The sequence below is a fragment of the Streptomyces sp. NPDC033221 genome, from assembly GCF_055577005.1.
In genome coordinates this window covers 73574-85969 of the sequence record NZ_JBVIQN010000016.1, presented here as the reverse complement: position 1 = coordinate 85969, position 12396 = coordinate 73574, and the positions used below count along the sequence as shown (strand labels likewise).

Annotated in this window: 12 protein-coding genes; 2 read left to right on the top strand and 10 right to left on the bottom strand. The window is 73.3% G+C overall.

Annotated elements, in window-relative coordinates:
• Nucleotides 1-7: 7 nt before the first annotated feature.
• Both ACZ53K_RS21965 and ACZ53K_RS21960 read right to left on the bottom strand, forming a co-directional pair.
• Nucleotides 8-1639 carry a sensor histidine kinase gene (locus tag ACZ53K_RS21965; RefSeq protein WP_468839101.1) on the bottom strand — a complete coding sequence of 544 codons (1632 nt, stop codon included), beginning with the start codon at nt 1637-1639 and terminating at the stop codon, nt 8-10.
• Between the two features lie 98 nt (nt 1640-1737).
• Complete coding sequence (locus ACZ53K_RS21960) at nt 1738-2124, bottom strand: VOC family protein (RefSeq protein ID WP_468839098.1); 387 nt, start codon at nt 2122-2124, stop codon at nt 1738-1740.
• 346 nt (nt 2125-2470) lie between these two features.
• Here ACZ53K_RS21960 and ACZ53K_RS21955 point away from each other — a divergent pair, with 346 nt between their 5' ends.
• The gene (locus ACZ53K_RS21955; RefSeq protein WP_468839096.1) at nt 2471-3145 is read left to right on the top strand and encodes a hypothetical protein; all 675 of its coding nucleotides are present in this window, start codon (nt 2471-2473) and stop codon (nt 3143-3145) included.
• Between the two features lie 116 nt (nt 3146-3261).
• Here ACZ53K_RS21955 and ACZ53K_RS21950 read toward each other — a convergent pair whose 3' ends face one another.
• From ACZ53K_RS21950 to ACZ53K_RS21935, 4 genes are all read right to left on the bottom strand, one after another.
• Entirely contained in the window at nt 3262-3678 is a 417-nt protein-coding gene (locus tag ACZ53K_RS21950; RefSeq protein WP_468839093.1) for an SRPBCC family protein, read from the bottom strand.
• Nucleotides 3679-3905: 227 nt separating this feature from the next.
• Nucleotides 3906-5276: a hypothetical protein gene (locus ACZ53K_RS21945; protein ID WP_468839090.1), complete on the bottom strand. Its 1371-nt coding sequence runs from the start codon at nt 5274-5276 to the stop codon at nt 3906-3908.
• Between the two features lie 493 nt (nt 5277-5769).
• A complete protein-coding gene (locus tag ACZ53K_RS21940) occupies nt 5770-6480 on the bottom strand; it encodes a ribonuclease H family protein (RefSeq protein WP_468839087.1) in 711 nt (236 codons plus the stop codon).
• 97 nt (nt 6481-6577) lie between these two features.
• Entirely contained in the window at nt 6578-7579 is a 1002-nt protein-coding gene (locus ACZ53K_RS21935; RefSeq protein ID WP_468839084.1) for an esterase/lipase family protein, read from the bottom strand.
• Nucleotides 7580-7938: 359 nt separating this feature from the next.
• Here ACZ53K_RS21935 and ACZ53K_RS21930 point away from each other — a divergent pair, with 359 nt between their 5' ends.
• Nucleotides 7939-9147 (top strand): PucR-like N-terminal domain-containing protein, encoded by a 1209-nt coding sequence (locus ACZ53K_RS21930; protein WP_468839082.1) that lies wholly within the window; start codon nt 7939-7941, stop codon nt 9145-9147.
• A gap of 114 nt (nt 9148-9261) precedes the next feature.
• Here the strand turns inward: ACZ53K_RS21930 and ACZ53K_RS21925 are convergent, their stop codons facing one another.
• From ACZ53K_RS21925 to ACZ53K_RS21910, 4 genes are all read right to left on the bottom strand, one after another.
• Nucleotides 9262-9591 carry a DUF3140 domain-containing protein gene (locus ACZ53K_RS21925; RefSeq protein WP_468839079.1) on the bottom strand — a complete coding sequence of 110 codons (330 nt, stop codon included), beginning with the start codon at nt 9589-9591 and terminating at the stop codon, nt 9262-9264.
• A gap of 73 nt (nt 9592-9664) precedes the next feature.
• Nucleotides 9665-10630, bottom strand: a complete 966-nt coding sequence (locus ACZ53K_RS21920; RefSeq protein WP_468839076.1) for an endonuclease/exonuclease/phosphatase family protein — start codon at nt 10628-10630, stop codon at nt 9665-9667.
• Nucleotides 10627-10917 (bottom strand): hypothetical protein, encoded by a 291-nt coding sequence (locus ACZ53K_RS21915; RefSeq protein ID WP_468839073.1) that lies wholly within the window; start codon nt 10915-10917, stop codon nt 10627-10629. The genes ACZ53K_RS21920 and ACZ53K_RS21915 overlap by 4 nt, the downstream gene beginning before the upstream one ends.
• Nucleotides 10918-10991: 74 nt before the next feature.
• Nucleotides 10992-12314 (bottom strand): ABC transporter ATP-binding protein, encoded by a 1323-nt coding sequence (locus tag ACZ53K_RS21910; RefSeq protein ID WP_468839070.1) that lies wholly within the window; start codon nt 12312-12314, stop codon nt 10992-10994.
• Nucleotides 12315-12396 lie beyond the last annotated feature (82 nt).

Genomic DNA, 12396 nt, shown 5'->3' with positions numbered 1-12396 from the left:
GGCCCCGTCAGCCACCGTCCGGCTCGGCCGGCAGCACGTCCTTCGCGACCAGTCGCGAGCCGGAGTAGCAGAGGCGGTACACATCGACCTCGCCTAGCAGGTTGCCGTTCGACCGGTAGAAGTCGCAGACGGCGCCGGCCGGGGCGGGCTGTGCCTTCAGGGTGTCGGACGGGTACGGGTACGGCTGCTCCGGCAGGATGTCCGCGAACCCGGCCCGGTCCTGTCCCGTCCGCAGGGCCGCGTAGTCCGCCGGCCGCAGTACGCAGGAGCCCAGCTGGTGGGCGAGGAGGGCGGCGGACCCGAGCATGACCAGCCCGGCCCCCGCGGGCAGGGCGAACGCCGAGGCGAACCGCAGCCGGGCACGGCGCCGGGCCGCGGCGAGCCGCCGCACCGACTCCGGCTCCGGTGCGGCCCCGCCCGCCGGTTCCGGCCTGCCGTCCGCCGCCGCGACGGCCCGCGGACGGTGGTCCGTACCCACCCGGTCCGGCAGGACCGCGACCACCTCGAACCCGCCGTCACACGGTCCGGCCCGCAGCGTTCCCCCGATCAGCGACACCCGTTCCCGCAGACCGGCCAGCCCACGATTGCCCCGTACCGGGTCCACCGCGATCCCGGCGGGCGGCGCGGAGTTGCCGACCCTTATCTCCGTGCTGCCCTCCGCGCGGACGAACGTGACGCGCACCTCGTTGCCGGGCGCGTGCTTGACGGCGTTGGTGAGCGCTTCTTGCACCACCCGGTACGCCGCCCGGTCGACCAATGGCGGAAGGGTCGGCATCGTGCCCGCACGGTGCAGTTCCACCGTCACACCGGAGGCCCGCAGCCGGGCGACGAGGTCGTCCACCGACTCCCGCGGTCCCGCCGCCGGTGCACCGTCCGTGCCCGTGCGTTCCGTGCCCATGCGTTCCGTGCCCGCGCGTTCCGTACCTCCGCGCAGGACGCCGATCGTCTCCCGCAGCTCCTCCACCGCGTCCGACATCGCCGCACGCAACTCCTCGAGGTCTTGACGGTCCTGTCCGTTCAGCGTCGGCGAGAGTTCCAGGGCACCCGCGCGCAGCGCCACGAGGCTGAGGGCATGTCCCAGGGAGTCGTGCATGTCGGCCGCGATGCGCGTCCGTTCCCGGAACCTCGCCCGCTCGGCGATCAGTTGCTGCTGCTGTTCCAGGACGCGGGCCCGGTCCCATCCGCCGCGCACCAGCGCCTGCCGCGCACGCCAGTACCGGCCGGCCAGCCATGGCAGCACCATCGCCGCGGGAAGCATGGTCAGCGTGTAGAACCACCACACGGCGCCGGCCCGCAGCGCGGCACACAGCAGGAGGTCGGCGGCCAGGCAGCCGCCGAACACCAGCAGGGCCCGGCCCGTACGTTCCGACCGGGCTCCGAGGACGTACGCCGACGCGGCCAGCGCGGGCAGATATCCGTTCCCCGGTGTGAGGGAACTCGTCAGCCCCAGTGCGCACAGCCCATGGACGACGGCCACGGCAGCCCCCGGCCACCTGCGGCCGCCCGCCACCGCCGCGGCCAGCACGAGCAGCGGCAGCACCAGGCCCAGGGCGACCGAAGTCCTCGGGTGGTCCCGGTAGTCCAGCACGGCGGCCGCCGACAGTACGGCCCACAACGCCGCGTCACGGACGGCCGGCACCGTTTTCACCGTCACCCCTGGCCCGGAGTCGCGGAGGGCGCCATCACCGGTGCGCTCACCTGCTGACGGATCACCGGGACAGGCCCCGCCCGGATCGCCTACGCCTCCGCGTCCTGCGGGTACCAGCGCAGTTCCACCGTGTTGCCGTCCGGGTCCACGACGTACAGGGACTCCGCGTCGCCCCGGGCGCCGTACCGCCGGCCGGGGCCGTCGACGACCGTGAAGGTGCCGGAGTCGATGACCCGTTGCCAGTCCAGCGGCTCGACGACCAGGCAGATGTGGTCGACGTTGGACTCGCCGCGCTCGCCTTCGACGAGGTCGATGATCGTCGTCGGGCTCACCCGGACGGAGGGGAACGGAGCCTTGCCCGCGCGCCACTCCTCGACGCGGACCGGTTCGAGGCCGAGCGGGCCGCAGTAGAAGCCGAGGGCGCGTTCGGCGTCCGCGACGTTGAGGACCAGGTGGTCGAAGGCGATGACGCGCATGGGAATCGTCCGTCTCCTGAGAGGTGAACCGGTTCGTACGGTGGTGTCCGCCGTCGGCCGGTGGGGCTGGGGTGAACGATAGCGGTCGCATTCGGTCGCATTGATCATCTGTGTGATCAGATAGGGGTCGGCCGTCGGTCCGCGTGCGAAGTCCCGGCTCGGGGCCGCCCATTGATCCAGACCAATCGGGACGTTCTGGAATCAACTACAACTTTACCGGCTCTTGGTATTATTGAACACTCTTTTTACACCAGCCTCTCAAGCAACAGGCGGCAGCCGTAGACCAGTTGACGGGTCAACGACCTGCCGCGTCCACGAGGCAAGGCGAGAGGCAGGAATCGAGAACATGACGAAGAACCGCACCGTGCGGCACGGAGGGCGCGCACTGGTGCTCGCGGCGGCCGCCGCGGGCCTGGCCGCGGCGATGACCGTACCCGCCGCGGCGGCCGACGGCCCGGACCGCAAGCAGCTGATAGCCGACTGCGCTTCCGGTGAAGGCAAATGCACCTTCAACGAGCCGGTGCTCGGCAAGGCGTACCTGGGCGACTTCCGGCAGGTGTCCAACTCGCTCTACAACTGCAGCACCTCGCCCGCCACCCAGTCGATGGGCTGGTCGGACACGGTGGGCTCCAGCGACTCGGCCGGCGTCTCCGTCACCGCGGGCGGGAACCTCGCGGGCATCATCGACCTCAGCGTCACGGCGACGTACAGCCACACCTGGAGCAGCTCGCACACCGAGGACAGCTCGCTGAACATGACGGTCAAGCCAGGCGAGGTGGGCTGGATCTCGCGCGCCCAGGTGATGCAGACCGTCTCGGGCACCTGGCAGACCCACTACGACAGCCCCAAGTGGGGGCACTACTACTGGTACGTGCCGGCCACCGTCACCGGCCCCGCCGCCAACGGCACGGACGGCGTCAGCAACGCGGTGGTGGTCAAGACCCGCAAGATGACGGCCTCCGAGAAGGCATCCTGCTCCGCCGGCGCGCACCAGGGCGAAACCTTCCAGCTCAAGCGCTGAGGTCCGGCCGCGTACGAGGTGCGCGGCCGCAGCCGCCGAGAGCGGCAGTCGCAGGGCACCGCGTCCGGCCGTGGACGCGGTGCCCCCGCATCCGCGCCCCCGTGATCGCGCCCGCGTCAGCCCGCGGCGCCGTCGTCCATGCGCAGCCGTACCAGCTCGTCCAGACGCTCCAGGCTGCGGTCCAGCTCGTCGTGGACCCTACCGGCGCCCGGGTCGTGCTGCTCGTCGAAGAAGGACAGGTGGACCGTCACCTCGCTGGCGCCGCTGCCGATACCGGAGACCTGGAGCCAGCCGGCGTAGCTGCCGCTGTCCCTGGTGCCCCACTCCAGCCGCATCTGCTCCCGCTGGGCGCGGAAGAGACCGGCCTCGTCCTCGCCCGTACGGTCCTCGTGCACGGTCACGGCCGGCAGGCCCTCCGCCTGGACGTGCAGCCCCTGCGGCATCCAGCTGTCGAGTTGCCCCACGATGCTCGCCTGGTCGTACACGTGTTCAGGCAGCGCGGGCATCGTGCGGGAACGCTCGTATTCGCTCATGCCAAACCCATCCTCGTCGGAAGCCTTCCGTGCCCCCTCCGTATCCGTGTGCCCGCAGACGGGGACCGAAGGCGCACAACCACCCGTTCGCTGTGACCGGGTCCGCCCTTCAGCCTCACGGCGCCGGGGGTGGGGGCCGGGCCGGGCAGGGGAAAGCCCTCCGCGCGGACGGCTGACCGCGCGGAGGGCGCCGGCCCCTGCGGGCCGGTGTGCGTCATGGAAGGGTGTCAGTCGTCGGAGAGGGGGACGTTGTAGACGACGCGGCCGTTCAGCTCGGGGCGGGGGCGTACGTGCTTGCGGTACGGGGATTCGTTGGAGACCCAGAGCCGCTCGGTGGCGGGCCAGTACGAGAGGTTCTCAGCGGCCGCCGGGGTACGGCTCCACACGCGCACGGGGCCGCCGGAGTCACCCCGGTACAGGCAGTACGGCTCGCCGAACACCCGGCGGGCGTCCGGGCACATCGCGGAGAAGTAGAAGCGTCCGTCCTGCTGGACGACGCCCTGCGGACCGGCCAGCGGGACGCGGTACCCGGCGCCGGCCCGCACCAGACCGCGGTTGTCGGCGCGCAGGAGGTGGGAGGACGGGCTCAGCGGCCACCGCACCACACGGGAGGTCGGCGAGCTGGTCTCGACGGTCACCAGCGACGGCGCGAACGCCGAACCGTGGTCGATGGAGGCACCGCTGAAGCACGGCGTCTCGTTCGGCCTGCTCCCGCACCCGTTGCGGCCGACGAAGCTGTACTGGGCGATCTGCGGCAGCGCGGCCGACTGCCAGTTGGCGCTCACCGAGCCGCGGCCGACCCCCACGCGCCCCGAGGACGTGTTGGTGGCCCACAGGTGGCGTACGTCGAAGACGCGCAGCCGCTCGCTGCTGTACAGGAACAGGTAGGGGCCGTACCAGGAGAGGGTGTCGCCGTGCCCCTTCAGGGCGGTGAACCCGCCGCCCCTGCTCTGCGGGGTGACGAGCAGGGCGCTGCGGTACCGGGGGCGGCCGCGGTCGGTGACGTCGGTGAAGGACACCTTCATGAAGTGGTCGACCTGCTTGGCGCCGCGCCACGGGCGGTTGCTGCTGTTGCGCGGGGCGCTGGGGTGGGTGTAGCTGGACGCCCAGCTCGCGGCGACGATGCTGCGCCCCTGCCAGCGGCCGGACCGCGGCTCGGCCTCGCCGGACCCCGTCAGTCCCTGCGGCACGTAGTCCCAGCCCAGGTCGTCCGAGGACCCGCGCTGCCAGCAGAATCCGTCCGCCTCGCCGAGCGGCACCTTGGTGGGGCAGCGCGACAGGTGCACCGCCGGGTGGGCGCGGGTGTTCAGCCAGGAGGTGAGGGACACCGGCCGCAACTGGCGGTGGCGCCGTTCGAGCGCGAGGACGCGGCCACGGTCCGAGTCGTCGTACCGGAGCTGGAAGCCCTGGTGGCTGATGGGCGTGATGACGCCCCTGGATCTGCCGCCGGGCATGGCGCCCTGCGGGACCTGCTCGTGACGGAAGGCCCGCTGCTCACCCTCGTGGGTGTAGCGCGACGCGTCCGCGGCGGCCGGCGGCGGCTCCTGGGACGTCGCCGCCGGGGCGCCGACCGTGAGGGCGGCCGCCAATGACCCCACAGCGGCCACCAGGGCTGTACACCGAGAAAACTTCAATTCTACCAGCCACTCTTTCCGCAATTCCGTCCCCGGACCGCGTGCACGGCGGGTGCCGGGGCACGGCGCGGTGCATGTGCGAGGCGGGGGGAGGTGGTTGCAGCGTCATGGGGCTCCCCGAATGGCAGCTCCCTGATCACGCAGAAAGGATTCCACCGAAGGGCCGCCTTGGTGGAGTACGTCGACGTCAACAGGCGCGTACTTCACCCGTACGAGCTATGAGTGGTGACGATGACGCTGGTGCTGAAACGTTTTCGTCGGAAAATAGGATGAGCATTCAAAAAGGTAAAAGGAATGCGGAGGGGGCTGTCCGGGGGGCGTTTTTCCGGCGCCCACGGAAATGCCCGACGCGGAAATGCCCGTCGAGGGAAGGGCCGTCGCGGAGGTGTCCGTCGAGGGTGCGGCGAAGGCCGTCGGTGCCGCCCCGCCGGACTTCCGCGGGGCGACACCGAAAGCGCTATCCGGCCGCTCCGGCGCCCGTCGCGCACGCGGGGTGGCCCCAGCCGTCCGGGTTCTTCGCGATCGTCTCGCCCTTGCCGTACGACTGCCCGCAACGGCACTGCCCGGGGAAGCGCGCCTTGACGGACCCCCGAGGCCGGGAACCGCCGCCCGGCCGCGCGGACGGGACCCGGGCGGCTCCCGGCTGCCGCGCGCGCCCGCCGGAGGGGGCAGCGGCGGGCTCGGGCGCGGGGAGCGCGGAGCCCAGGGCGCTGCCGATGGCCTGCTGGGTGCGCGCGGTCGCGCTGGCCGCGCCGTCCGCCGCCGCGTTCAGGGGGTCGCCGTCGACCTGGTGGGCCGGTACGTACACGAACTCCACGGTCCGCCCGGTGAGCAGCTCGTCGATGCCGACGATCAGGTCACGGTTGGCCACCGGCTTGCCCGCCGCGGTCTTCCAGCCCTTCTTCCGCCACCCCGGCAGCCACGTGGTGACCGCCTTCATCGCGTACTGCGAGTCCATCCGCACCTGGAGCGGTACGGCGGCGTCGGTGGCCGCCAACAGCTCCCGCAGCGCGGTCAGTTCCGCCACGTTGTTGGTCGCGGTCCCCAGCGGGCCTGCCTCCCAGCGCTCCACCGTCCCCGCGGCGTCCCCGATGACCCATGCCCAGGCCGCGGGCCCGGGGTTCCCTTTCGACGCCCCGTCGCACGCGGCTGTGATCTGTTCTGCCATCCCTCGATACTGCCAGTACCGGAGGCCCGCGCCGACCACGGGCCCGTCGGGCCCCCGGAGCCCCGGCAGGCGCGCGGCCCGCCGGGGACGTACCGGCTCAGCAGATGGGGCGCTGGGCGTGTGCCGGGTCGAGCGCGTTCTGGACGAGGCGGGTCGCCGTCCGGTCGTAGGTGATGTTGATGTGGGCGGTGGTGTTGAGGAGACAGTGGCCCTGGAGGGTCTCGTTCTTGACGTTGCGGGCCGGCGGCAGGAAGGCCGAGGTGTACGGGGTGACGACCTCGTCGTACCAGGTGGAGATCACCGTGTAGTCGACGGCCGGATCGGTCTCGCCGCCCACGTTCAGTTCCTTCAGGAAGCGCGAGCCGGTGATCTGCTGTTCGCACGCGGGACAGGCCGCGCCGACGACGCGGTCCGCGCCGGGAACGACCCGGACCAGCAGACCGAGGCCGATGAGCGAAGTGCCGTGGTTGGACGGGACGAGGGCGACGAGCCGGCCGACCTTCGCCGCTCCGCCCAGGTTCTTGATGTAGTGCCGCGGCATCATGCCGCCCTGCGAGTGCCCGACGATGTCGACCTTGTCCACGCCGGTCGCCGCCCGCACCCGGTCGACGAACGCGGCGAGCTGCCCCGCCGACGCGGCGATGTCGCCGGTGCCCAGGACGGGCCCGGTGGTCCCGCCATAGTTGAGGGCGAAGACGCAGTATCCGGCGTCCTTGAGCTTGGGGGAGAGGGCGGCGAAGTTGGCGTACCGGTTCTCGAAGGTGCCGTGGACGAGGACGACCGGGCGGGGGTGTGCCCGGCCGGGGGTGCACGACCAGTCGTTGGCGCCGGTGGGGAGGGCGGTCGGCCTGGTGGCGGAGTAGAGGAAGGCGGACAGGAAGTTGCCCTGCGGGGGGCCGACGGGGTCGGCGGCCGTCGACCTGCCCGCGGCGGCCGCCGCGGGTGCGGCCCGGCCGTCCGGTGCCTCGGACGCCGTCCCCGCCGTGGCCGGTGCCGCGGTCGCTCCGGCCAGCATCAGACCGGCCGCCACCGCGAGCCCGGTCAGTGCGGTGACCGGCCGTCGCCGGCGTCTTGCGCGCATGGTCCCGTTGCTGCGCATCAGTTGTTCTCCTCATGCCGTGGTTCGGTACGGGCGCCACAAGGGCGGACGCCACGGCACCGGACCGGCGTCCCGGGACCGCGTGCTACGGGGCGGTGTCCGGGGAGCTACCGGTGCGTAACGTCGGGACCACGCTCGCGCCGTACGGCCCGTCACACCAGAGGGCACGGTGAAGGGAGGGGAAAGGTGTCACCCACGTGACACTTCCGCGGGCCGCCGGGTCAGCCGCCGCAGCCCCCGGCGGCCGGCTGAGCGGCGGCCGCCCGCGCACAAGGCTGGACCGGCGGGGCCGGAAGAGGGCACGATCCCGGCCCGGGGACCTGTGCGTCCCGTTGCCCACGGTCCGGAGGAGGCCCGCGATGCACAACCCGCCGGGTGACACGTTCGCGCGCGGCCCCTGGCACGAATTGCCCGGGTCCTTCGGCGCGTTGCTCCGCCCCCGGATCGACGCCATCGCGTCGGCCATGGTCGAGGCCATCCGCCAGGAGGTGCCCGCCTACCGGCGGCCGCTCGACTCCTCCATGGGGCGGGACCTGGTCGATTCGGTGTGCCGTGCGATGCGCCAGTTCGCGGAGCTGACGGAGGCCCCGGAGAGTCCGCAGGACCATCACGTACGGCACTTCCGCCACCTGGGGCGCGTCGAGTTCCTCAACGGGCGCACCACGGACGGCCTCCAGGCCGCCTTCCGCGTCGGCGCGCGGGTGGGCAGCCGCCGCTACGCGGAGATCGCGCGTACGGCCTCGCTGCCCACCGAGATCGTCCTGCCGTTGCACGAAGCCGTCCTGACGCACATCAACGCCCTGTCCAACGAGGCGGTCCAGGGCTTCGTCGCCGCCCAGGCCCGCGCGGAGGGCGAGGTGCAGCGCGGCCGGCGGGCCCTGGCGCAGGCGCTGCTGGAACAGCCGCGCGGTACGCCCCGCGAACCGCTCGAAGCCCTCGCGGCGCGCGCCCGCTGGCCGCTGCCCGCCAGGGTCGCCTGTCTCGTCGTACGCGGTGCGGCGGGCAGCCGCCGCACCGTCCCGGTGCCGGACGCGCTGGCGCTGCCGCGCGGCGCGGACCTCGTGGTGATCCTTCCGCAACCGGCCGACGGCAGCGGTCAAGCGGCGACGGACGACGTACGCGACGCGGTCCGCGGCCGCACCGCCGCGCTCGGCCCGGCCGTCCCGCCGCACGACGCCTGGGTGTCCCTCGTCTGCGTACGGCTGGCGCTGAACCACCACCGGGACACGGGCGCGCCGGACGGCGGCCTCCTGGTCGTCGGCGACCGGCTGGCCGATGTCCACCTGCTCGGCGGCGCGCACATCGGGCGCCTGCTGGGCGACCGGATGCTCGGCGTGCTCGACGGGCTGCCCGCGGGCCGGGCGGCACGGCTGGCGGAGACCCTCGACGCGCTCCTCATGTCCTGGGGCCGCACCGCCCCCGAGGTCGCCCAGGCCCTCGGAATCCACCCGCAGACGGCACGCAAACGCCTGCGGCACCTGGACGCGCTCTTCGACGGCCGGCTCGCCGACCCTGAATTCCGCTTCGGGGCCCTGCTGGCCCTGCGTACGCGCGCACTGCGGCGGTGAGCGGAGACCGGCCGCCCGTACAGCGCCGCGCCCGGTACGGGACGGCCGCGCGCCCGCAGGGGAACGCGCGGCCGTCCGTCCCGTACCGGGCGGTGCATACGGCTCGAACGGCCCTCACTCCTTCAGCGGGTCGTGGCCGATGTCCATCAGGCCGTGGCGCCAGTCCGCGCCCCCGGCCTTCGGGTCGGTGCCCTCCGGGTGCTGACTGCCGATGATCTCGACGACGCGGCGCATGGCCTCGGCGTCGCTCTCGGTGAGGTCGGTGCGGCGCTTGCCCAGGATCTCCAGCACCTGCCGCCCGAGGGGCCGCCCGGCCCGGTCGGGGACCTCCTCGCTGTTCTCGCCCGCCGCCTCGACGCTCAGCCACTCCCGCAGCTCGCGTGAGGTCATGTTGACGGCCTTGTGGAACTCGTCCCACAGCCCGTCTCCGACCTGCGCTGTCATGGACGCCTCCTGGAGATCGTTTCGAACGTACGCACACTGGGTGTCCAGCGACCCGCCCGGACAAACCCGGCCATCACCCGCGCAGCCCCACCAGCACCGGCCGGTGATCGCTGCCGAGGCGGTCCGGGAGCACGACGGCCCCGGTCGCGCTCAGCCCGCGCACCAGGACGTGGTCGATACGGACCAGCGGGAACGCCGCGGGCCAGGTGAAACCGGGGCCCCGCCCGGCATCGTGCTGGGCGGAGGCCAGCTGCCGCGCCAGCGGCGCCAGTCCCCGGTCGCGCAGGCTGCCGTTGAGGTCGCCCAGCAACACCACGCGCGCGGCCCGGTCGGCGCGCACCCGGCCGGCCAGCTCGGCCGCGCTGTGGTCCCGGGCCCCTATGGTGAAGCCCGCGTCGGCCCGTACCCGTACGGACGGCAGACGCACGGCGTAGAAGGCGGTGTCGCCTCCGGGGGTGCGGACCAGGGCCCGTATCGCGTGCGGCCAGGCGCCGCCCAGGTCCAGGTCTGCCACCTCGCCCACCGGGTAACGGGACCACAGACCCAGGGTGTTCGCCGTCGCGTGGTGGGGGTAGGCCGCGGCGAGCGCCCGCTCGTACGCGGGCAGGGCGGACGCCGGGACCTTCTCCAGCGCCACCACGTCGGCGCCCGTGCCGATCACCTGCCGGGCGACGTCTGCCGGGTCGGTGCGCCCGCCGCCGACGTTGTACGTCAGGACGTGGAAGTCGGCCCGCGCGTCGCTCCCTCCCGGGAGGTAGCCCGGCAGGAACACCCCGGCCCACACCACCGCGGGCACCAGCGCCGCGGCCACCCCCACCACGGAACGGCGCAGCGCCGCCCACCCGAGCAGGACCGGGACCGCGGCGCCGAACCAGGGCAGCGCCGTCTCGGCCAGACTCCCCAGGTGGCCCGGGGTGTTGGGCAGCAGGCCGGGGAAGGCCAGCAGCACGGCGAGGAGCAGGGACGGCACGGCGATACGCAGGCCGGGCCGCCGCCGGAAACCGGTGGCGGCCCGGGCCGGTCCCCGCCCCCGGCTCACCAACGCCTGCCGTCCGTACGGCGCGCGAGGCAGCGCCGGCCCGCGACGGCGTACGCCACCGAGGCGCAGCCGGCCCCCAGGAGCCCCGCGCAGATCAGCCGGGTGGCGGCCGGCGGGGACAGGGCGACGGCGGTCACCACCGCCGCCGGCAGGACGGCCACGAGGAACAGGACACGGAGGCCCTCCGCCACACCCACGGGGCTGCTTCCGGGCGGATTCGGTACGGTCTCGCGCCGACGCGAGGCGCGTTGCCCCAACGGGCGGTGCTGCATGGGACGTTCATTCATGGTGCTCTCCTCTGGGACGAGCCGGAGGCCGCTCACGGGTGACAGCCCCGCCGGGCCGGGACGCTGCCGGGTGCCTACGCGGCGTTCATGGGGCGGTGCTCGGCGGGCAGCAGCAGGACGCGGTCGTCGGCGTCGTACTCGTACAGCTCGGCGTACCGGCCCCAGGTGACCGCGGTGGCCAGCTGCCGGCGCGCGGCGTGCTCGGGGAGGTGGCCGCGGAGCCGGCCGATCAGGTACGGCTCGCGCAGCCGGCCGCTGCCGGAGGCCAGCAGGAGTGTGCGGATGGTGGCGATCAGCGGGACGTTGGCGAGCGTGGCGGCGGCGAAGAGGTGCTTGCGGGGGAGGATGTCGGCGCGCGCGAAGCCGCGGCCGGTGGCCGTGAGGTGCAGCCGGTTGGCGGCGACCTTGGCGTAGCCGAGCAGCTGGGCGGCCTCGACCAGCGGCATCAGGTCGTCGACCGCGTAGGACAGCGCGTCGGCCAGCGCCGCCAGGTCCGTGGAGCCGCCGCGGGTGTCCAGGAACTCCAGCAGACCGGTCAGGGACTCCACGGTGGCGTCCGGCAGCGGTCCGGCGGCCCGCAGCGGGTCCTGTCCGGCCGGACCGGGGGCGGCCGGGCCGGGGACGGCCGTGGTGCGGTGGCCGGTCAGGGCTTCGTAGGCGTCCTCGACCAGTGTCTCGAAGCCGTGGTCGCGGCGGTCGCGGGGCCGTGGCAGATCGACGCGCAGTTCGGCCTTGACCCGGCCCGGATCGGTGTCGAGCACCAGGATGCGGTCGGCGAGCTGGACGGCTTCCTCGATGGAGTGGGTGACCAGCAGGGCGGTGCGGGTGGGGGAGTCGGGGTGGGCGAGCAGCTCCAGGAGTTCGTTGCGGAGGGTCTGCGCGGTCAGGACGTCCAGGGCGGAGAACGGCTCGTCCATCAGCAGCACGTCCGGCTCGACGACCAGGGCGCGGGCGAAGCCGACCCGCTGCCGCATACCGCCGGACAGTTCCTTGGGATAGGCGTTCTCGAAGCCGTCCAGGCCGACCATGTCGATGGCGCGCAGCGCCCGCCCCCGCCGCTCGGTGGCGTGCACGCCCCGGGCCTGGAGCCCGAGTTCGACGTTCTGCTGCACCGTCAGCCAGGGCATCAGGGCGAAGGACTGGAAGAGCATCGCGGTGCCGGGGTTCGGCCCGGTGACCGGCTCCCCGCGGTAGTGGACGGTGCCGCTGGACGGCGCGAGCAGCCCGGCGAGGTGACGCAGCAGCGTCGACTTGCCCGAGCCGGACTTGCCGAGCAGGGCGACGACCTGCCCCTCGTACAGGTCGAAGGAGACGTTGTCGAGGACCGGCAGGACACCGCCGGAGGGGCCGGGGAAGTCCTTGCAGAGGGTGCGGACGCTGATGACGGAGGTGCGCATGGTGGTGCTCCGGGGTGGTGAGGTGGTCGACGGCACTGCGGCTTCGCGGCTGGTGGTCCAGCGGCTCGGCGGGCCGGTGCCA